Origin of the sequence: Sphingomonas corticis, assembly GCF_012035195.1 — a bacterium.
GTDB lineage: Bacteria > Pseudomonadota > Alphaproteobacteria > Sphingomonadales > Sphingomonadaceae > Sphingomonas > Sphingomonas corticis.
Genome location: NZ_JAAVJH010000023.1, coordinates 1 through 19,978 on the forward strand (window position 1 = coordinate 1; position 19,978 = coordinate 19,978).

Consider the following 19,978-nt stretch of genomic DNA (forward strand, 5'->3'; position numbering starts at 1 on the left):
TCGGCCGCCTCAAGGATTGGCGGCGCGTCGCCACCCGCTACGATCGCTGCCCCACAGCCTTCTTTTCCGCCGTCGCCCTCGCTGCGACAGTCATCTTCTGGCTCTGATCAACGAGTCCTGACCCTAACCAGCATGTCACCCTGCTGGATCTAAGGCGCCTGCAGGTCCAGTCACGCGAGGCGGTCCAGGAGTTCCAGGCGGTGCTGGCCGAACCCGGCTTCGTCGCTCGCCGGCTTGCCGTCCTCGTGGAGTCGGCGCTCGGACGACTGCAGGTGATGCGGCTACTCGACGCGCGCGACGCCCAGTGCTTCACCGATCCGGTCGAAGCCCGGGAATGGCTCCTGCGCGAGCGATGACCGCTGGCGCGGAGACCCGCGAGAGGCCCGGTCCAATTCAGGCCGTGTCCCGTTCAGTAGCAGCCGGCCAGACGCGCCTTCTGCTCGAGCACGGGCGCGAGAGCCGAGATCGTCGGCGTGTCCACCCCGGCCTGCCTGGCGAAGTCGCGGACGATCAGCACCTGCGCGTCCAGCTCCACCGTCCGCCCGAGTTCGAGATCCTGCACGAGCGAGGGCCTCATCGCGGTCATGCGGGACACCACGTCCAGTTCCGCGTCGAGATCCAGGAGATCGCGGAACCCATGAGCGGCGGCGACGTCCGAGACCTCGCGCATGGCGAGACGGGCCAGCGGACGGGTCCCGGGATCCGAGAAGGCCTCTCCGGGCGTGGCGTGGGTGAGCCCACACAGCAGCGCGACCGCCGTGTTGCGGACCAGCTTGCCCCACATCTCGCGTCGTATCTCGGGAGTGGCGGTGAAGCGGGCGCCGTCGACGTCGAGCAGGCTCGCGATCTCGCCCGCGCGTCGCCAACCGCCCGGCAACGCGCCGCCGAGCGCGTAGGACCCCCCTCCTGAATTTGACACCACGCCCGGCTCCACCACCACGTTGGAGGAGCGCACCACGACGCCGAAGCTCCTGTGCGCGCCGACCAGACGGGAGATGTCCCCGTCAGGATCGAGCCGGCGAGTGTCCAGCGCCTCGCCTCCAGGCGCGAAGCCTTCGGCGTAGAACCACTGGATGCCGTTGGTCGCGAAGAGCACCGCGGCGTCGTCGCCGAGGTGCGGCCCGATCGCTCGGGCGATGGCGGGAATGCCTGGCGCCTTCGCCGTCACGATCACCACGTCGAACGGGGCGAAGTCGTCGATGGCCCCCGAGGCGGGCAGGCGAACCGAAAACCCGCTTTCGGGACTCCGGATGGTCAGGCCCGCCGTCCTGATCCTCTCGAGATGCGCGCCGCGCGCGATCACCGACACGTCGCGGCCGGCTCGCGCCAGCTTCGCGGCCATGTAGCCGCCGACCCCGCCCGCCCCGAAGACGCAAATCCTCTCCATCAGAGCTCACCTTGCGGCAGCTGGCTCCGGACATGACGATGCCGGGGCGGCGGTGATTCCGCGCGACCTCGACACACGCTCATGAGACGCCGCCTCGATCGGTGGAGGCGTTCACCAGGGATGCGACCACCTCGCGCATGCCGAGGATGTCGCAGATGTGCTCCCCTCCCGCGATGCGCTCGCGATAGCCTATCTCGCGGTTCCGCCTCTCCTCCGCCGCCTCGATGACCGCCGGGAGATCGCCGGGGCGGATGACCAGCACGGCGTCGTCGTCGGCGACGATGACGTCGCCGGGCCGGACCAGGCAGCCAGCGCAGACGATCGGCTCGTTGACCGATCCCGGCCCCCGCTTCTCGGGGTGGGACGGGGAGACCACCGTCGACCATACCGGGCAGCGCATGTCGCGCAGGCTCGACACGTCGCGCACCGGTCCGTCGACCACCACGCCGGCGACGCCCATCTTGAGCGCGAAGCTGGCGGACACGTCGCCGAACAGCGCCCCATGCGCGACGCCGCCGTTGGACATCACCAGCACCTGCCCCGGGGAGATGCGTTCCAGCGCCGCGTAGAGCACCAGGTTGTCGCCCGGCGCGGTCGCGGCGGTCATCGCCCGTCCGACGACGTGGCTGCCCGGGACGATCGGCCGCATGGAGTGGCTCATCAGCGAACCCATGCGGGTCGCTGGCGGCAGGGACTCGTGCAGGTCGGCGACACCGAACCCTCGAAGCGCCGTCAGCAGGTCGCCGTCGCATGCGTCCAGCGGCCGATCTCCGATCGATATGCTCATCCTCGTCTATCCTCCCGATGCAGCGTGCGGCGTAAGTCGTCCGGTGGTGGACCTCGCGGTCACTCGCAGGGTCACGGCGGTCCAGCCGCCCCGCGGCGGGCGTTCGCCCTTGGGACCGGACCGGCGAGGCCGGTCGCCATCCATGCGACCGCCCCGGGATGCGGGTATCGGTCGCGCGACCGGCCGCATCAGGCGAGCAGCCTCATCGGCGTCTCGACCAGCGACCTGAACGCGTTCATCAGCCTCGCGGCTTCCCCACCCCCGATCACGCGGTGATCGAAGCTCCCCGTCGCGCTCAGCCAGGAGAGCGTCTCGAGCCGTCCGTCGCGCTCGACCGGGCGTCGTACGATCGCGCCGATGGCCATGACCATCCCCTGAGCCGGATCGATCACGGCTTCGAACGAGTCGATCCCGAACATGCCGAGGTTCGACAGCGACGCCGTGCCACCCGAGCACTCCTCCGGGGCGAGCCGGTCGGCGCGGGCCCGGGTCGCGAGGTCCCTCATCTCCTCCGAGATGCGCGAAAGCGGCAGCCGCGCGGCGTCCCTGACCACCGGAGTGGCGAGGCCGCCGTCGATCGACACGGCGACCGAAAGGTCCGCGCGAGCGAAGCGCAGCACGTGGTCGTCGTCGAACCGCACGTTGCACTCGGGGACCTCCATGAGCGCGAGTGCGAGCGCCTTCACCAGCATGTCGTTCACGGACAGCCTGATGTCGCGCGGGGCCAATTCATCGTTCAGCCTGGCCCTGAGCTCCAGAAGAGCGCCCATCTGCACCTCCACGGTGAGATGCATGCGAGACATCTCCCGCTTGGACGCCGCGAGGCGGCTCGCGACGGTCCTGCGCATCGTCGACAGCCTCACGCGCTGGTGCGGCACGTCCAGAGGCGGCGCCGGCGCGACCTCGGGCGCGCCGCCCTGCTGCGTCGCGATCGGAGCGGCGGCGACCTCCTCCCGTTTCCTTGGGGAAGGGATGGGCAGATCGCCGAGAACGATCCGGCCGCCAGGACCGGTGGCGCGGACGGTCCGCAGGTCGATGCCCATCGCCTCGGAGATGCGGAAGGCGAGGGGGCTCGCCGCGATCTCGTCCGATGGTCGCAGGGACGCAGGTCGAGGTGGTTCGAGCGCATCCTCGGAAAGCGCGGGCGCGGCCGTCCGCGACGTCGAAGGTGCAGGCGCGAGCGGCCGGCTCACGTTCCCGTCGGAGGCCGGCCCAGTCGCGGCACCGGACGCCTGGACGATCGCGCCAGCCGCATCCTCGTCCTCGATCAACGCGATCACCGATCCCACGTCAACATCCTCGGTCCCCTCCGGAACGACGATGCTCGTGATCCGACCCTGGTCGACCGCCTCGATCTCCAAGGTCGCCTTGTCCGTCTCGATCTCCGCGAGCAGGTCGCCGACGGCGACGACGTCACCTTCCGCCACCAGCCATCTCGCAAGGGTGCCCCTCTCCATGGTGGGGGAGAGCGCAGGCATCCGCAGTTCCACCGGCACGCGTCAGGCTCCGATGAACAGTTCGCCAGCCGCCTCGACAACGGCGTCGACGTCGAGGCGATAGGCGCGGTAGAGATCCGGCAAGTCGCCGGTCTGACCAAAGCGATCGACCCCGAGCGGGCTGACGCGCATGCCGCGCACGCCGCCGAGCCACGACAGGGTCGACGGGGAGCCATCCACGATCGTGACCAGGCCGGCGCCCGGATCCAGCGCGTCCAGCAGCGTCTCGACGTGGCTCCTGCCGGGCGTCCGCCCCGACCACCTCGCTGCGCGAGCCGCCGACCAGCCGCGATGGAGCAGGTCGGGCGAGGTCACGTTCAGCAGACCGAGCCCAGGCAGGTCGTCGATCAGCGCGTGCCAGGCGGCGATGACTTCCGGAGCGATGGCGCCCGTGAACGCCAGGGCCGCTCCGGACCCCTCCATCGGAGCCTTCAACCAATAGGCGCCCCTGAGCGCGTCCGCCTGCCAGAGGTCGTCCGTGCGCTCGACCTGATCGATCTCGCGCGTCGTGAGCCGAAGATACACGGACCCGCCGTCGTCGGCCTGCATGTGTTCGAAGGCCCATCGCATCGCCAGGGCGAGTTCGTCGGCGAACGCCGGCTCGAAGTAGGTGAGGCCCGGCTGCGCCATGCCCAGGAGCGGCGACCCGATCGACTGGTGGGCGCCGCCCTCCGGCCCGAGGGTGATGCCGGAGGGGGTCGCTACGAGGAGGAAGCGGGCGTCCTGGTAGCAGCCGTAGTTCAGCGCATCGAGCCCGCGGGCGATGAACGGATCGTAGACGGTTCCGATGGGGACGAGTCTGGTGCCGAACAAGGGACCCGAAAGGCCGAGCGCGGCCAGCATGAGGAAGAGGTTGTTCTCGGCGATGCCGAGTTCGATGTGCTGGCCAGCGCCGCCCGCCGACCACTTCTGGGCGGATGGTATCCTCGCGGCCTGGAAGACGTCCCTGACGTCCTTCCTGCGGAACAACCCCCGCTGATTGACGAAGGCGCCGAGGTTCGTCGACACCGTGACGTCCGGAGAGGTGGTGACGATCCGATCGGCGATCGGGTGGCCGGACTTGGCGAGATCGAGCAGGATGCGGCCGAACGCACCCTGGGTGGACTGCCTGGGGCTCGTCGGCGCTGCGAGGCTGGGCGGCGTCGCAACGGGATCCGCCGTCCGCCCGGCCTCGGGGGAGGCCAGGGGAGAGGAGGCGACGAACGCCCTGAGACTCGATGCGGCATTGTCCCCGAGCCCGGCATAGGGCTCCCACTCGTCTCCCTCGCGGATGCCCATGCGTTCGCGCAGCGCCGCCATCTGGCCCGGATTGGTCAGGCCCGCGTGATTGTCCTTGTGGCCCGCGAACGGAAGGCCGAACCCCTTCACCGTGTACGCGATGAAGAGCGTCGGCACGTCGTCGTCGGCGATCGCGAACGCCTCCGCGAGCGTCTCCACGCAGTGCCCGCCGAGGTTCGTCATCAGGGCGGAAAGCGCCTCGTCGTCGTAGCCGGCGAGCAGATCGCGGACGTGGGGCCGGTCGCCCATGTCGGCGAGCAGGCGCTCCCGCCAGCCCGCGCCTCCCTGGTAGGTCAGCGCCGCATAGTCGGCATTGGGGCAGTTCTCGATCCACTCCTCCAGGCTCCTGCCGCCCGGCCGGCCGAACGCCGCCTTCTGGAGCTTGCCGTGCTTCAGGGTCAGCACCCGCCATCCGCAAGTGGCGAACATGTCGCCGAAGCGGTCGAACATCCGGTCGGCCGTCGTGGCGTCGAGCGACTGCCGATTGTAGTCGACGATCCACCAGCAGTTGCGGATCTCGTGCTTGTACGCCTCGATCAGGCACTCGTAGATGTTGCCCTCGTCCAGTTCCGCGTCGCCGAGCAACGCGACCATGCGCCCCGCCTCCGCCTGCGGCATGAGGTCGTGGGCGAGCAGGTAGTCCTGCACGAGGCTGGCGAACGCCGTGATCGCCACGCCGAGCCCGACCGAACCGGTGGAGAAGTCGACCGGAATGCGGTCCTTGGTGCGACTGGGATAGCTCTGGGCGCCACCCAGTCCACGGAATCTCTCGAGCTGGTCGCGCGTCTGATTCCCGAGCAGGTAGTGGATAGCGTGCAGGACCGGACCGGCGTGAGGCTTGACGGCGACGCGGTCGCGCGGCCGCAAGGCATGGAAGTACAGCACGGCCATGATGGCTGTCATGGACGCGCAGCTCGCCTGGTGCCCGCCGACTTTAAGGCCGTCGCGGCTGTCGCGGAGGTGGTTGGCGTTGAAGATGGTCCACGCCGACAGCCATCGCAGTCTGGCATCGATCGCCTCGAGCGCCGCGAAGTCCTCGGCGGGCAGCCGCGAAGCACGCTCCGCCGTGTCGACCGTCCTGCGCATCCGATCCCCCTTCCGCACCGTCGAGGGCGCAGACGCGCACTAACATCCTTCCTTCACCATGCAATGCCCACATTATACATTTTGCGCGATCGGCAGGCTTGCCGACGTGCGGCTTCCGCCACTCGCATCGGTCATATACGAGACTGCAAACCATCATTCGAGGCGCCGCACGCGACGGGACCATGAAGACGACACCCGCGATCCGCGGCGGACGGAGACGGTCCGCGACGCTCCAGCTGAGGACCAATGCGCGCCCGGCACCGGAACAACCCGTCCTGCTCCACGAACGAGCCGCGCAGACCATCCGCAACATGATCATCGAAGGCGAGATCCTGCCGGGGTCGCGCATGCCCGAGGTGGAACTCTGCGAGATGCTGGGCATCTCCCGCACCCCGCTCCGAGAGGCGCTCAAGGTCCTCGCGACCGAAGGATTGCTCGTGCTGACGCCGCAGCGTGGCGCCATGGTGACCGAGCCGGACCTCGAGCAGCTGGACGCCACCGTCGAGGCGGTCGCCCACGTGGAGGCCGCAACGGCGCGCATCGCGTGCCGGGCGGCGAGCGAGGGTGAACTGCAGGCGATGGCCGGGCTGCACGAGCAGATGATCGCCGCGTCGGGCGCGGGCGACTCGAAGCGCTACTTCCGCCTGAACCAGGAGTTCCACGACGCGATCGTGACCGCTTCCCACAACCCAGTCCTTGGCGCGCTGCACGGGCGCGCGAACGCGCACCTGAAGCGACTGCGCTACGAACGGATGAGCGAAGATCCCGATCAAGGACGAACGACGTTCATCGCCGAACACGCGGCGATCGTTGCCGCGCTGCTCGCACGCGATGCCGACGCCTCCCACGACGCCGTCCTCGCGCACTTCGCGAGCGTCGCGAACTTCGTCGGAGTCAGAAGCCGGCAAGACGATCCGGAATCCAAGACGGACCTTGCCTCGGGTGACCGAACCTAAGCCTCCGCGGGAAGACCGACCTCGACGACGATCGCCGCGGCGACCGCCGCGAAGCGTCGCGGGTCGTGCAGAGCACTCCCGAGCAAGGCGGCCCAGTCCGGCGTGCGTGCGCGCCATCGCTCGACCGCCGGGAACTCCAGCCCCGCGAACCCGTGGAGATAGCGGCTCAGAACCATCTTCGGCACGGCTGCGACGAGCCGTCGCTCGTCGCGCGGATGCACCGCCACGTGAGCGACGAACGTCGTGCTGAGCGCCTCCAGGTCGCCACGCCCCGCCAGCTCCGCCAGGCGTTCGAGTGTTGCGCCAGCATGCGTCGTGTATTCGGGCGATCCCGCCTGCGCGATGGCGCGGGCGGAGATCTCGATGTCATCGCGGCCCATTGTCTCCTCCCTTCGGTGCTCCAGCGGCAGCGTCGGCGCGATCAGCCGTCCGCGCAGTCACGGGCTGCCGTGTCGGGAGGACGGCAGCGGCAGGCGATCCTCCCGAGGTGCCGATCGGCGGGAGCAGCCGCAACTCGCCGCTGACGTGGTGCTCGCTCGGCCGGCTCTCGGCTTCCCCGCCGGTCAGCGTGCGATAGCCCATCCAGCCCAGGACGCCGATGAGGACGACGAGGAGCACGAGCAGCCAGCGATCGGCCGGCTCGCCGAAGCGGACCTTGTTCCAGTCCTTCTTCAAGCGATCCTGCGCGATGTCGCCGATCTCGATCAGCCTGGGCAGCACATCGACGCCCTTCGCCCCGTTGGCGACGAGCTCGGCCCGGATCACGTCCATCCTCTCGATGACGGGCAGCCACTCCCTCTTGCGCGGGTTCTCACGCAACCGCACCCGGTATGCGGCCGCCTCGAGCTTGTCGAAATCGGCCGTCCGGTCCTTCGAGCGCTGCGACGCGAGCGAAAGCGCGGCGGCTCCGAAGTCGGCCAAGTCCGCTCTCTGGCTGTTGATCCACGCTTGGCGCAGTTCCGATATCTTGCTCCCGCGCCCGACGATCAGCGCCAGGAGGCTGACGATGGCGCCAAAGACCACGGCGGCGGTGATCGAGCCCTCTACCATGTCCCCCTCCTTCTCGCCGGACGCGTCGGGGACGGGAGGTGGTGGGCGCCAAAAGGTCCATCAAGCCCCAGGGAGCGGAGCGCCCGTTCATCAAGGCTGGTGAGAATCCGCGAAGTCGCACCCGTAGGAGCGGCGTCGCCCTCCGGTCAGGCGATCAGCTGGACGCGCTGATGAGCCGTGGCGCCACGGTCAGGCGAGCCCGACAGCGCTCGGCCGCTCCCTCTCGATCTTCCGCTTCCAGGCCGGCCAGTCCGCCGTGCCCCTCCCTCGGTCGTGCTCCTCCCATTGGCGTACCACGAGGTCGCACGTCTCCGGAGGGACTTCGACGACAGGCGCGCCGGATGCCTCCAGCGTCAGCTGCGTGCGCGCGGCGATCAGCAGGTCGCGCGTGCGCTCGAACGCGTCCCGGACGGTGTTCCCGACGATCAGCAGCCCGTGATTGCGCATGACCAGCACGATGTTGTCGGGGCGGAGCGCGGATGCGATGCGGTCACCCTCCTCGTGGTCCGTCACGAGACCTTCGTAGTCGTGGTACCCGACCCGGCGCCAGAACCGCAGCGCGTTCTGGGTCAGCATGCGCAGGCCGCCCGCGTGGGCGGCCAAAGCGAGGCCGACCTCCGTGTGGCAGTGGATCGAGCAGTTGATCCCTTCGCGCGCGGAAAGCGCGCCGCTGTGGGTGACGAGGCCGGGTCGGTTGACGCCGAAGCTCTCGTCGACGTCCGCCCCGATCGGCACCTTCACCAGGTTCTCCGCAGTCACTTCGCCGTAGAGCAGCTCGTGCCGCTTGATCAGCATGTGCGCGTCGTCACCCGGGATTCTCAGGACCGCGTGCGTGTAGATGCCCTCCTCCCAGCCGACGAGCAGATCGAGCATGTGGTACAGCGTCGCAAGATCGACACGGGCCGACCACTCCTCCTCGGAGAAGCCGCCGGTCCTCGCCGTCGCCATCGCCTGCGCGCTCGATGCCATTCCCCATCTCCTTCGGTGAGCATCAACTCGCATAATGAATACAATCCGTCATGGCAACGGCCCACCGCTTGCTGCCCCGACAGCGACGCAGTCGAAGGCGGCGCTCGCCCCGAGCCCCGCCCTACGGGCCAGGAGGCCGCTTGTGAGAACGGGCCCTCGGATGGCGCTTCGCACCTGCGAGCGAAGCCCTCAGCCCTTGTCGGGTTGCTCCAACGCGTCGGCGCCGACGCCCGGGCGCGCTCCCTCGAGGCGATCCGCCACCCAGTCGGCGATCAGGTCATTCTTGTCGTCGGCGTGGTTGTAGACGCAATGGTCTCCGTCGGAGAACACCACCATCCTCTTGTCCGCCGCCACGCAGCGGTCGAAGATCGTCCGGGCGTCCTGCGTGGAGATCAGGGGATCCATCGCCCCGTGCACGACGAGCAGGGCGCCCGGTAGCGGCTCGTCCGGGCGAGGGGGCAGGATCGTGCGCCAGATCGCCTGGGCCTCGTCCTCGGAGGGACGCCCGCAGTGCGCGACCATCTTGCGGAAGAAGCTGGAGTTTGCCCGCGCGAGTCCGGGATCGAGCGGTCCGCCGTTGTCGCACACGACCGCCATGCGGGCGTCGATCGCCGCGTAGCGGAGCGCGACGGTGCCGCCCAGACTGTTGCCGACGAAGCCGACCGGGGCGTTGCCGACCCGGTCGACGAGCTCGTCCACGACTGCACGGTAGGCGGACGGCCAGTCGCGCGAGAGGAAGTGACCGTGGACGAGGCGGGTCTCCCCCTGGCCGGGACCGTCGACCACCATGGCGGCGACGCCGCGCGAGGCAAGCGCCGCCCCGAGCGCGGCGAAGTCCATCGCCCAGCCCTCGACCCCGCCGATCACGACCACGCCGCCCAATGGCGCCACGTCCCTGGGCCGGTGGTACCAGCCGGCGACCGGGCCCCGGGGAGTGTCGATCAGCACGCGTTCGACGCCGCCCGCGATCTCGCTGGCCCGCGCGTGCAGCTCGGCGGCCTCTTCGTAGATGCCGCGGCGCTCGTCCGTGTCCTCGATCATCATGACCTGCGCCATCCGGATCATCGCGCTGGCGCGGTAGAGCCGATTCGCCTCGGTCCGCGGTGTCGCCGGCGACACCGCGCTCTCGGGTGGCGCGAGCGCCGTCGCCGCCAGGTCCATGCAGACGCGCCGCCACTCCTCGCCCTGCGCGACCCTGCCGCGCAGCTCCACCATGTCCGCCTGAACGACGCCATAGGCCACGATCCGCTCGGGGGAGAACTGGCGGAGCGCCGCCTCGGCCTCGGCCGACAGCGAGAGCTCCTCGGCCACCGGATCACGGCCGCGGAACGACTTCGTCACCACATCGGTCATCGTCCATCTCCCGACATCTTCGAACCGACTAGATCGCTGCCGCGCGCCGCTCGAGCTCGGCGGCGGCCGCCGGCTCAAGCGGCGAGAGCGGCGGAAGAGGCCGCTGCCAGGCGGGGTCGCCGCGCCGGCGGGCGATCAGGGCCTTGATCCCCGGGATGAGCGGCAGGTCGGCGAACAGGCTCCGGATCGCCACCGCCCTACGCAGCCCCTCCGCGTCGCCGTCGCGATACGCGGCGGCGCAGTGCTCCGCGTTCAGGTTCGCCGTGGCCGAGATGCACCCGGCGAACGGTCCGTCCCGCGCCTCAGCCAGCGTGGCCTCGTTGGACGGGAACACCGCCAGGGCGGGGGAGAGCGCCGCGATGGCACGGGCGTACTCCAGATCCCCCGACGAGTCCTTGAGACCCGCGATGCGATCGCCGAAGCGTCGGAGCAGAAGCGCGACCAGCTCGGGCTCGTAGGCGACCCCGCTCAGGGCGGGGAAGTTGTACAGGTAGATGGGCAGCGCGAGAGTAGCGGTCGCCTCGACCAGCTCGCCGACGTAGGCGGCGACGCCTTCGTTCAAGACCGGCTTGTAGTAGAAGGGCGGGAGCACGAGTGCGCCGGCGAAGCCCAGTTCGGCCGCGGCGAGCGTCAGGGCCGTCGCCTCGGCGACCGCGGCCGCGCCGGTCCCGACCATCATCCGTTCCAATGGAAGGCCCGCATCCGCCACGCCGCGCATGACCGCCAAGCGCTGCTCGCAACCGAGCGAGGTCGCCTCGCCCGTGGTGCCCAGCAGGTTGAGGCCGTCGCACCCCCTCGCGAACAGGTCGCGGGCGTGATCGGCGAGGCGCGCCACGTCGGGCGAGCCGTCGGCGCCCACCGGAGTGGCGATCGCGGCGATGACGCCGCGCAGGGGCGATCTGCTCATTGGTCCTCCTTTCGTCAGGCGGAAGCCCGGCGGATCGCGTCCGCGAGCTTCTCCGCCACCATCAGCACCGGAAGGTTCGTGTTGCCCCTCGGGACCGTCGGCATGATCGAGGCGTCGGCCACCCGGAGCCCGGGCACGCCGTGCACCCGCCCCGAGGAATCGACCACCGCGTCGCGGTCCTCCGCCGACCCCATCCGGCAGGTGCCCGCATGGTGCGCCAAGGGCGTCAGGTTGGACCGGACGAACGCGTCCCGAGCCGCGGGATCGGCGACGAGGTCGTTCCACGACATGCCCTGCTCGCCGAGCGCTCCGACCATGGCCTCGCCCACGCGCGGCGCGGCATCCATGACGAAGCCCAGAACCGCGGTCGCGATCCGGTTGGAGACGGTGCGCTGCGCGAACCGGGCGGCGTTCGCCACGCGGCTCATCGGCACCGGCCTGCCGACCAGCGAGCGCGACTGCAGCATATCCGCGAGCTCGGCGACGAGCCCGACGCTCGCCGAAAGCCGCCGCTCGTCGCGTGCGTCGCCCAGCAGGTTGTACTCGACCAGCGGCGGCGCATCCGTCGTCCCGCTCGGGCGCAGGCTCACCCGCCCGCGCGAGGCCGGCGCCATGACGATCGGCGACAGGTGCGCCACCCGAGCCGCGATGGAGTGCCAGCTCGCGCGACTGCCGATCCCGAGCGCCATGTCGCACGGGCCGCAACCCGGTTCGCCCGAGGAGAAGCGGAGCATCGCGTTGTTGTGGTTCCGCTCGGGACGCCGCTGCACGCCCGCGCGCTTGATGTGCATCGCCAATGTGAGCGCGGCATGGTTCTGCAGGTTCCGACCCACGCCTCGGAGCGGAGCGCGAACGGCGATCCCCCAGTCGCGCAGCGAGTCAGGATCGCCGATGCCCTGACCCAGCAGGAAGTGCGGCGTGAGAAGGGCGCCCATAGAGACGATCACCTCCCGGGCTCGAAACTCGCGCGGGCCGGCAGGCGTCGCCACCCTCGCGCCGACGACCCGTCCGTCCTCCCAGAGCAACGCCTCCGCGGTGCTCCCCGACACGATCTCCAGGTTGGGGCGGGAGCGGACCTCCGGCGTCAGGTAGGCCGTGGCCGCAGTGGCGCGACGCCGCGTCGTTCCCGCGATCGGCAGCGAGCCGAGCCCGTCGCGGAAGTCCGCGTTCATGTCCGCGACGAACGGGACGCCCCGGCTCCCGAGGTGCTCCGCCACCGCCTTCGGCACGGGCGGCCAGCGGGCCGGGTCGTGCCGGCGGATCTCGGTCGGACCCGAACTGCCATGCATGGGACCGTCGAAATCCAGATCGTTCTCCAGCGACCTGAACCAAGGCAGCACGTCCTCCCACGCCCAGCCAGCCGCTCCGGCATCGGCCCAGCCGTCGTAGTCGGTCGGCGTGCCGCGAAGCATGATCATGCCCATGATCGACGAGCCGCCCCCCATCACGCGCGCATGATAGAGGGGGCGTTCCGGAGAGTCGGACGCGAGCCGCGCGTGCCCCTTGAGCGCCCAGCGGTACGCAGGGTTCGCGTAGGACAGCGGATAGACGTCGAGGATGTCCGCCGGCACGGAGCCCGGCGGCGTGTCCATGCCCGCCTCGATCAGGAGGACGCGGTCCGACGCACGCTCGGAGAGCCGGGCGGCGAGCACGCACCCGGCCGTGCCGCCGCCGAGGACCACGTAGTCGTGCCGGGGCGATGAAGAAGGAGCGTTCACGTCAGGCCTCCGACACGCGCCTGGCGAACGCATCGACCGCCGCGCCGGCGCAGGCGGCATCCTGCTCGGGCGTCCCCGACGAGACGCCGACCGCGCCCACCACCGCTCCGTCGACGAAGACGGGCACCCCGCCGCCGACGATCGAGAAACGACCGCCCACGGCGGCGTTGATGCCGAAGAGCGGGGAGCCGGGCTGCGCCGCCAGCGCGAGTTCGCTGGTCGGACGCCGCGCCGACGCGGCGGTGAACGCCTTGTCGAGCGCCACCTGGATCGAATGCACCTTGCCCCCGTCCATCCGCTCGAAGGCGACCAGCGAACCGGACTCGTCGGCGACCGCGATGCACATCGGCACGCCGATCTCGGTCGCCTTCCCACGCGCCGCCTCGACCAGAAGCCTCGCGTCGCTCGCGTCCAATCTCGTCGAGACCAGCATCGCCCCTCCCTCGTGCCGCCCACCTTGAACGTTGGCGCGACCAATGTTGACCAATAAGGTTGTGCATAGATAGGGTCTTCGCGTGACGCAAGGCGGCGGTCGGCCGCCGTAGCCGGGGAGGGCGCGAAATGGCCGCCGTCGAGCAGGAGCCACGCCAAGCCGCCGCATGGGGGACCGCGCTTCGGCTCGTCCTGGGCGGAGCCGCCGTGGCGGCGATCCCCGGAGGGGCGCACCACCGACGCATCCGCATCCGCGCCGATGGGCGGCCCCGCCGGTGACAGGCGTGGAGCACGCAGCGACGATCGGCGACCTGCGCGAGATCGCCCGGCGGCGGGTCCCCGACTTCGTCTTCGAGCCCATCGAGGAGGGGACGGGCGACGGGCGCGGGCCCCGCGCGAACGTCGAGGCCTTCTCGCGCTACGCGTTGATCCCGAGAGTTCCGGAGCGGCCTATACACCCTGAATTCTCGGTCGAAATCCTAGGCAGGCGCTACGCCGCGCCGTTCGGCGTCTCCGCGATCGGCTACGCCGGCAAGATGTGGGCGGGAGCGGACCGGGCGCTCGCGGAGGCCGCCCGCGAAGCCAATCTGCCGTTCATGCTCTCGAGCTCGACCGTGGCCGACATCGAGACCATCGCGCGGGTCGCGCCGGGACTCGTGTGGCAGCAGCTCTATCCCGCACGCGAACGGGCGATCACCGACGACTTCCTCAGGCGCGGCATCGACAGCGGCATCGAGGTGCTGGTGCAGACGATCGACATGCCCGCCTCGCCGATGCCGAATTTCGTGGTCCGGAGCGGCATCAAGCCTCCGCTCCCCATCAGGCCGTCCTCCTGGCCGCGCGTCATCTGGCAGATGGCCTCCCATCCGGCCTGGACCCTGGCCCACGCGCGCGCCGGAGGGATGCCGCGGCTGGAAGGCTGGGCGCGCTACGCTCCGAACGGCGCGTCCGCGCGCGAGATCGCCGCCCTGTCGGGGAGCCACGTCGTTTCGGGACTCGGCTGGGAGGAGATGGCGCGCGTGCGAGCGCGATGGCCGGGCAAGCTGGTCGTCAAGGGCGTCCTGAACGCGGCGGACGCCGACCGCGCGTTCGCGCTCGGCGCCGACGCCGTCACGGTGTCCAACCATGGCGGGAACAGGCTGGAGGCCCTCATCAGCTCGCTCGACGCGTTGGCGCAGTTCGAGCGGCCTTCGGCGCGACAGGGCGGAAGCATCCTCTTCGACGGCGGAGTGCGCTCGGGAGCAGACCTCGCCATCGCCCGCGCGCTCGGCGCGAACTTCTGCTTCGTCGGACGCGCGGCGCTCTACGGAGCGCTGGCGGGAGGGACGCGAGGCGCATCCAAGGCCCTCTCGATCCTGACCTCCCAGCTCGGACGGACGATGACGCATCTCGGCGTCGCCAAGTTCGACGATATCGACGCCGCCCACGTCCGGGCGGTCGTCTGAGAGCGCCGGTCGGCCGCTACAGGGCTGATGGGCGACCGCAGGGGGAGCGAGGGTGACGCCCGCCGCAACGGACCGCGCGGCGCCGGCCGCGCGGTCCGCGCCCCCCTAACCGCCGAGATTGACGTTCAGCTCGACTCCCGCCCGGAAGGGCTGATTGGCGAGCCGACCCTGCTGCTGGCCGAAGAGGTAGGGGAACACGAACTCGGGCACGCGCCGGTCCGTCAGATTGGCACCGAACACCGCCAGCGACCACCGGTCCGTCTGAAGCCCGACGCGGGCGTTCAGGAAGGCCGCCGAACCGAAGGTGACGGAGTTGGCGAGGTCGTACGAGATGCGCCCTCGCCGGGTGACGTCGACTCGGAAGAGGCCACGATAGGTGTCGTCGAACCTGGGTTCGTACTGGACGTTGACCTGCTCGTTGTCGTGGAACGCGTTGGGCAGCGGGTTGCCGACATAGAGCGACGTGCCGTCGAAATCCTCGATGCGCGTGTCGCTGAGCGAGTAGGAAGCGCCGACGGTCAGCTCCGTCGTCGGTCGGACGGTGAGATCCACCTCGACGCCGTTGACCCGCGACTTGGCGATCGAGGTGATGAAGCGCGCGGTCACCGGCGACAGGATCGTGCGTTGGAACTGCGTGTTGTCGTAGTCCGTCCTGTAGAACGACGCGTTGAGAGTGACGCGCCGGTCGGCGAACTGGGACTTGAACCCCATCTCGTAGTTGCGCGAGATCTCCTTCTCGTACGTGCGCGCCGCCCCGATCGACGGGATGACGGTGTTGGCAGGATTGAAGCCGCCGCTGCGGAATCCCTGGCCATAGGTCGCATACAGGAGCAGGTCGGGCGCCGCCTGCCACCGAAACGTCGCCGAGGGCTGCCAGGCGTCGAACGGCGCGGAGATGGCCGAGCCGGGCGTCTCGCGGAGCTCGTCGAACCGCTTGTCCCGATCGTAGCGCAACGCCCCGATGGCGGTGACTCCGCCGCCGAGTTCCAGCGTCGCATGCCCGTACACGCCGAAGGCCTTGCTCGTCTGGAACTGGTCGGTGAACCGAGACGCCTGCGGCGTCGTGGCGGCGGGATCCGGCATCACGTTGATGTCGATCTCGCTCTCGCGATACTGGTAGAAGCCGCCGAAGATCCAGTTGAGAGGACCGGCGTTCTCCGACGTGATCCGCGCATCGACGTTGGTCGCCACGTCGAGCAGCGGGTTGAAGTTGTACTGCAGGGCAGCGCTCGTGTAGTCGATGTCCGTCACGACGAAGTCGCGGGCGCGCGCATGCTGCGCCACGACCGTCAGCGTGCCGATGGGCGTGTCCTGATCGAGCTTGACGGCGGCGCGCCAGAGCCGGCGCTGGTCGTAGTTGCGGAAGTTCTGCTCCAGTTCGATCGAGAAGTCGTCGAGGCGGTCGAGCGGAACGCGCGTGAGATTGTTCGTCCCGACACGCCCGCGCGTGTACATGCCCGTGACCTGGACGCGCGTGCCGTCCGTCGGCTCGAACAGAAGCTCGCCGTCGACGGACCCCTGGTCGATGAAGTCGTCCGTACGACCGGTCGTCACGTTCCTCAGCAGACCCTTGCGATTTTGGTACGAGCCGGTGAGCTTGGCGAACAGCACGTCGCCCGCGAGCGGCCCCGAGATCGTCGCGATGCCCTGGTAGTCGTCGCCCTCCTGGGCGACTACGCGACCCGAGAAGCGCACGTCGTCGTCGGGCTGCCGCGTGTTGATGATGATGGCGCCGGCGATGGCGCCGCGGCCGTACAGCGCGCCCTGCGGACCCTTGAGGATCTCGACGCTGGAGATGTCGAGCAGGTCCATCCTAGCGAGCGAGAGGAAGGGGATCTGCACACCGTCGACGATGATCGAGACGGGGGCCTCGCCGTTCTGGACCGCGGAGATGCCGCGCAGCGCGATCGAGGGCACGCCGGGGCGGATGCCGCCCTCGAAACGGAGCGACGGCACGATCTTGCTGACGTCGGCGAGGCTGACCACGCCGGCCGTGCGCGCGATGTCGCCGGTGACCACCGAGATGGAGGCGGGCGCCTCCTGCAGGCGTTCGTTGCGGCGGAGAGCCGTCACCACGATGTCGGAACCGGAGTTCTGCTCCTGCGGCGGCACGTCGGGCGCGACCCCCGACTCAGTCGAGGGCTGCTCGCGAGGCGTGTCCTGCGCCAACGAGGCGCTCGGGTCGGCCTGCGCCGCTGCGTCTGAAGAGGTCGCCGGCGTCGGCGCAGTGGTCGCCTCCTGCGCCGCCGACACGGGCGCCCACGAGAGCGACGCGGCCACGAGCGCGGGTCCGCAAACCATCGAAAAACCCTTCATCCCCATCTCCCCTCTCCGGCGTGCCGACCGCCTCCGGCGCTCGAGCGCTCTCATTGGTTGAATTGGTCTAACCAATGTCTGAGGGGTGCACAAGGCTTTGTCGCGCGGGAACAGCGCGCGCCGGAAAGTCGGCCGGGCGGCGGCGGCTCGCGCCCGCGCGAGTCAGAGGTCGTGCGAGTGCGCGGCAGCGAGGCGGGAACGCATCCAGTCGCCGATGATCGCGTGCTTGTCGGCGGCATGGTTGTAGATGCAGTGATCGCCGTCCGAGAAGACGACGATCCTGCTGTCGCCTCCGGCAGCACTCGACGCGATCCGGCGCGCGTCCTCCATCTCGACGAGCGGATCGAGTCCGCCCTGGACGACCAGGAGAGGGCAGGGGATCGGCCGATCCTCGCGCACGGGCTGGACCGTGCGCCAGACCTCCCCCGCCACCTCGGGATCGGACGCGCCGACATGCGCCATCATCTTGCGGTAGAAGCTGTTCATCGGGCGCGGCCTCCCCGGTCTGCTCGATCCGCCGTTGTCGCAGCAGGCGCGCATGCGCGCGTCGGCGGCCGCCAGGTGCGCCGCGACCGCGCCGCCCATGCTGTTCCCGACCATCCCGATCGGCAACCCGGGGGCGCGGCGCACGAGCCAGTCGAAAACGTCCACGTAGGCACGCTCCCAACTGGCGGAGAGGAGGTGGCCGCGGAGCAGCCTGCTCTCACCTTGGCCGGGACCATCCAGGAGCAGGACGTCCAGACCGCGCGAAGCGAGCTCGCAGCCCATCGGCGCGAAGTCCATGGCCCATCCTTCGATCCCGCCGATGACGACCACCTGGCCGACGGGCTCGCCGGCCGCGCGCTGCAGCCAGCCGACCAGCGTTCCACCGTCAGCATCGAGCGCCACGCGTTCGCGATCGCCCGAGAGCTCCGCCGCCTCGGCGAACAGGGCCGCCGCGCGTGCGACGATCGCTCGCCGCTCGTCGTCGTCCTCGGTCATCATGACCTGGCTCATGCGCAGGAGGGCGGAGGCGCGCAGCAGACGTCCGATCCTGCTGACGCGCCCCTCCGGAGCGATGCCTCCTCCCGGGTCGTCGAGGAGTCGCGACGCGAGCGCGGCCGCCGTGAGGCGCCACTCCTCGCCGCTCGCCACGCGCCCGCGCAGCTCCATCGCGTCGGCGTGGTCCACACCGTAGCCCATGAGCCGTTCCAGCGAGAACTGACGGAGAGCCGCTCGGGCCTCCTCGTCGACGGACTCCGACGGCGGGAGAAGACCGGCCGTACGATGACCGGAGAAGGCGAAGACGTGTTCGAGCGGCTCCACGCTGCCGTTCATTGGACCGATCCCCCGCATGATCTGGAACGCTCGACCGGCTCCCCCGATCGCCTGACCGTCATCCGGCCCGCACCTGCGCCTCGACCAGCCGCCGGAAGGGCCGCAGCGAGGCGTACAGCACGAGCGCGGCGCCGGCGCACGAGACGACCGCCACGATGGCGAACGCCTCGTTGACCCGAGCCGCGTCGCCGAGGACGTGCTGGGTGATGAGTCCGACGGTCACCGCCGCCGCGCCGCCCGCGATGACGTTCGTGACCAGGACGTAGATCGCGATCGCCTGGCCGCGCATCGTGTTGGGAACAGCGTCCTGCAGAGCGCTAGGCCCTAGGGGAAGTCCGAAGGAGGCGAAGAAGGCGAAGCAGACCAGCGCCAAGGCGATCAGGTAGGGATCGGAGACGACGCCGATCGCCAGACCCGACAAGCCGACGCCGCAGGTCGCCGCGATGGCGACCCGGAGCCGACCATCCGGATGGCCTCGCTGCAGCAGCCGATCGCCCAGAAGGCCGGCCGAGATCGCCCCCACGGGGGCGACGACGATGAGCATCGTCCCGTAGACCAGACCGGCCTGCACCAGGGTCCATCCCTGGCTGCGCATCAGGAGCGCGGGCAGCCAGCCGGACGCGTGGATGGCGAAGTTGTTGAAGCAGAACCCGACATTGTGCCCGACCAGAGCACGGGCGTGCCGCCGGTAGAACCCGAGCGTGTCTGCCACGGACGCGGACGAGGCGAGGCCGCCACTCTGCGTCAGGCGCGGGGGCTCGGCGATCATGAGCGTCAGCGGCGCGACGACGAACCCGATGGCGGCGAAACCGAGGAGAATGGCCTGCCACGAGTGCAGGACGCCGAAGATGGGCACCTCGAGCAGACGGTCGCCGATGGAGTACCACAGCAGACCACCGAAGAGCAGCACGCCGCCGGTCCCGATCTTCATGCCGCTGTAGAAGAGACCCATGGGCCGCCCGCGTCGGCCGGGCGGGAAGTAGTCGGCGATCAGCGAAACGCCCGCAGGACTCACCGCGCTCTCGCCGATTCCCACCGCGGTGCGCGCGACGAAGAGCTGCCAGAAGCTCGTCGCCAATCCACAAGCGCCGTTCGCGACGCTCCAGACGAGCACGCCCAGCGCGGCGATCCTCTTGCGGTTGCCGACGTCCACCCATCGCCCCATCGGCAGCCCGAACACGGCGTTGAAGACGCCGAACGCGAAGCCGAGGACCATCCCCATCTCGGTGTCGGAGAGGTGGAGATCCCGTTGGATCGGCACGACGAAGAGACTGAGGATGCCGCGATCCATGAACGCGAGGATGCATCCGAGGGTCAGGATCACGCTCGCCGTCCAGGCGCGCCGGGCGGGAGGGTAGCCGTCCTCGATCACCGGCGTCCCGCCGACAACCGCCGTCTCCGCCACCATGGCCGCCTCCCATCATCTGTTCTCGGGCAAGGGCTAACTGGCTCAACCAATATGGTCAAGCGATCGACGCCTC

Annotated in this window: 17 protein-coding genes and 1 pseudogene; 4 read left to right on the forward strand and 14 right to left on the reverse strand. The window is 70.0% G+C overall.

Annotated elements, in window-relative coordinates; genetic code table 11:
• Together HBH26_RS18585 and HBH26_RS18590 are read left to right on the forward strand one after the other, a co-directional pair.
• Positions 1-107, forward strand: a pseudogene (locus HBH26_RS18585) (IS5 family transposase); the annotation flags it as partial.
• A gap of 93 nt (positions 108-200) precedes the next feature.
• Positions 201-356, forward strand: a complete 156-nt coding sequence (locus tag HBH26_RS18590) for a hypothetical protein (protein ID WP_168136139.1) — start codon at positions 201-203, stop codon at positions 354-356.
• Positions 357-409: 53 nt separating this feature from the next.
• On the opposite strand, the gene HBH26_RS18595 is transcribed toward HBH26_RS18590, so the two are convergent.
• The 4 genes from HBH26_RS18595 to HBH26_RS18610 form a co-directional block, all read right to left on the reverse strand.
• On the reverse strand, positions 410-1,387 hold the full coding sequence (locus HBH26_RS18595; protein ID WP_275402990.1) for a ketopantoate reductase family protein: 978 nt from the start codon (positions 1,385-1,387) through the stop codon (positions 410-412).
• A gap of 79 nt (positions 1,388-1,466) precedes the next feature.
• Complete coding sequence (locus tag HBH26_RS18600) at positions 1,467-2,174, reverse strand: 4-carboxy-4-hydroxy-2-oxoadipate aldolase/oxaloacetate decarboxylase (protein ID WP_168136141.1); 708 nt, start codon at positions 2,172-2,174, stop codon at positions 1,467-1,469.
• 188 nt (positions 2,175-2,362) lie between these two features.
• Positions 2,363-3,670: a 2-oxo acid dehydrogenase subunit E2 gene (locus HBH26_RS18605; protein WP_168136142.1), complete on the reverse strand. Its 1,308-nt coding sequence runs from the start codon at positions 3,668-3,670 to the stop codon at positions 2,363-2,365.
• Positions 3,671-3,673: 3 nt separating this feature from the next.
• Entirely contained in the window at positions 3,674-6,034 is a 2,361-nt protein-coding gene (locus HBH26_RS18610) for a transketolase family protein (RefSeq protein ID WP_168136143.1), read from the reverse strand.
• A 182-nt stretch (positions 6,035-6,216) separates the two neighbouring features.
• Here HBH26_RS18610 and HBH26_RS18615 point away from each other — a divergent pair, with 182 nt between their 5' ends.
• Complete coding sequence (locus HBH26_RS18615; RefSeq protein ID WP_168136144.1) at positions 6,217-6,990, forward strand: GntR family transcriptional regulator; 774 nt, start codon at positions 6,217-6,219, stop codon at positions 6,988-6,990.
• On the opposite strand, the gene HBH26_RS18620 is transcribed toward HBH26_RS18615, so the two are convergent.
• The 7 genes from HBH26_RS18620 to HBH26_RS18650 form a co-directional block, all read right to left on the reverse strand.
• The gene (locus HBH26_RS18620; protein ID WP_168136145.1) at positions 6,987-7,370 is read right to left on the reverse strand and encodes a hypothetical protein; all 384 of its coding nucleotides are present in this window, start codon (positions 7,368-7,370) and stop codon (positions 6,987-6,989) included. The genes HBH26_RS18615 and HBH26_RS18620 overlap by 4 nt on opposite strands.
• Complete coding sequence (locus tag HBH26_RS18625) at positions 7,357-8,040, reverse strand: hypothetical protein (protein ID WP_168136146.1); 684 nt, start codon at positions 8,038-8,040, stop codon at positions 7,357-7,359. Before HBH26_RS18625 ends, HBH26_RS18620 begins: the two co-directional genes overlap by 14 nt.
• Positions 8,041-8,229: 189 nt before the next feature.
• The gene (locus HBH26_RS18630; protein ID WP_239024928.1) at positions 8,230-9,009 is read right to left on the reverse strand and encodes a class II aldolase/adducin family protein; all 780 of its coding nucleotides are present in this window, start codon (positions 9,007-9,009) and stop codon (positions 8,230-8,232) included.
• Between the two features lie 189 nt (positions 9,010-9,198).
• Positions 9,199-10,362, reverse strand: a complete 1,164-nt coding sequence (locus HBH26_RS18635) for an alpha/beta hydrolase family protein (RefSeq protein ID WP_168136147.1) — start codon at positions 10,360-10,362, stop codon at positions 9,199-9,201.
• Between the two features lie 28 nt (positions 10,363-10,390).
• The gene (locus HBH26_RS18640) at positions 10,391-11,269 is read right to left on the reverse strand and encodes a dihydrodipicolinate synthase family protein (protein WP_168136148.1); all 879 of its coding nucleotides are present in this window, start codon (positions 11,267-11,269) and stop codon (positions 10,391-10,393) included.
• Between the two features lie 14 nt (positions 11,270-11,283).
• Complete coding sequence (locus tag HBH26_RS18645) at positions 11,284-12,987, reverse strand: GMC oxidoreductase (RefSeq protein ID WP_168136149.1); 1,704 nt, start codon at positions 12,985-12,987, stop codon at positions 11,284-11,286.
• A 1-nt stretch (position 12,988) separates the two neighbouring features.
• Positions 12,989-13,420 (reverse strand): GlcG/HbpS family heme-binding protein, encoded by a 432-nt coding sequence (locus HBH26_RS18650; protein ID WP_168136150.1) that lies wholly within the window; start codon positions 13,418-13,420, stop codon positions 12,989-12,991.
• Positions 13,421-13,586: 166 nt separating this feature from the next.
• Here HBH26_RS18650 and HBH26_RS18655 point away from each other — a divergent pair, with 166 nt between their 5' ends.
• On the forward strand, positions 13,587-14,864 hold the full coding sequence (locus tag HBH26_RS18655) for an alpha-hydroxy acid oxidase (RefSeq protein ID WP_168136151.1): 1,278 nt from the start codon (positions 13,587-13,589) through the stop codon (positions 14,862-14,864).
• Positions 14,865-14,969: 105 nt separating this feature from the next.
• Here HBH26_RS18655 and HBH26_RS18660 read toward each other — a convergent pair whose 3' ends face one another.
• The 3 genes from HBH26_RS18660 to HBH26_RS18670 form a co-directional block, all read right to left on the reverse strand.
• Complete coding sequence (locus HBH26_RS18660; RefSeq protein ID WP_168136152.1) at positions 14,970-17,144, reverse strand: TonB-dependent receptor domain-containing protein; 2,175 nt, start codon at positions 17,142-17,144, stop codon at positions 14,970-14,972.
• 198 nt (positions 17,145-17,342) lie between these two features.
• A complete protein-coding gene (locus tag HBH26_RS18665) occupies positions 17,343-18,497 on the reverse strand; it encodes an alpha/beta hydrolase (protein ID WP_168136153.1) in 1,155 nt (384 codons plus the stop codon).
• A gap of 58 nt (positions 18,498-18,555) precedes the next feature.
• Complete coding sequence (locus HBH26_RS18670) at positions 18,556-19,905, reverse strand: MFS transporter (protein ID WP_168136154.1); 1,350 nt, start codon at positions 19,903-19,905, stop codon at positions 18,556-18,558.
• Positions 19,906-19,978 lie beyond the last annotated feature (73 nt).

Excerpts from the sequence above, each read along its gene's own strand:
- HBH26_RS18665 (WP_168136153.1), bottom strand. The coding sequence starts at position 18,497 with ATGAACGGCAGCGTGGAGCCGCTCGAACACGTCTTCGCCTTCTCCGGT.
- HBH26_RS18600 (WP_168136141.1), bottom strand. The coding sequence starts at position 2,174 with ATGAGCATATCGATCGGAGATCGGCCGCTGGACGCATGCGACGGCGAC.
- HBH26_RS18655 (WP_168136151.1), top strand. The coding sequence starts at position 13,587 with ATGGGGGACCGCGCTTCGGCTCGTCCTGGGCGGAGCCGCCGTGGCGGC.
- HBH26_RS18630 (WP_239024928.1), bottom strand. The coding sequence starts at position 9,009 with ATGGCATCGAGCGCGCAGGCGATGGCGACGGCGAGGACCGGCGGCTTC.
- HBH26_RS18610 (WP_168136143.1), bottom strand. The coding sequence starts at position 6,034 with ATGCGCAGGACGGTCGACACGGCGGAGCGTGCTTCGCGGCTGCCCGCC.
- HBH26_RS18625 (WP_168136146.1), bottom strand. The coding sequence starts at position 8,040 with ATGGTAGAGGGCTCGATCACCGCCGCCGTGGTCTTTGGCGCCATCGTC.
- HBH26_RS18640 (WP_168136148.1), bottom strand. The coding sequence starts at position 11,269 with ATGAGCAGATCGCCCCTGCGCGGCGTCATCGCCGCGATCGCCACTCCG.
- HBH26_RS18635 (WP_168136147.1), bottom strand. The coding sequence starts at position 10,362 with ATGACCGATGTGGTGACGAAGTCGTTCCGCGGCCGTGATCCGGTGGCC.
- HBH26_RS18650 (WP_168136150.1), bottom strand. The coding sequence starts at position 13,420 with ATGCTGGTCTCGACGAGATTGGACGCGAGCGACGCGAGGCTTCTGGTC.
- HBH26_RS18620 (WP_168136145.1), bottom strand. The coding sequence starts at position 7,370 with ATGGGCCGCGATGACATCGAGATCTCCGCCCGCGCCATCGCGCAGGCG.
- HBH26_RS18615 (WP_168136144.1), top strand. The coding sequence starts at position 6,217 with ATGAAGACGACACCCGCGATCCGCGGCGGACGGAGACGGTCCGCGACG.
- HBH26_RS18670 (WP_168136154.1), bottom strand. The coding sequence starts at position 19,905 with ATGGTGGCGGAGACGGCGGTTGTCGGCGGGACGCCGGTGATCGAGGAC.
- HBH26_RS18595 (WP_275402990.1), bottom strand. The coding sequence starts at position 1,387 with ATGGAGAGGATTTGCGTCTTCGGGGCGGGCGGGGTCGGCGGCTACATG.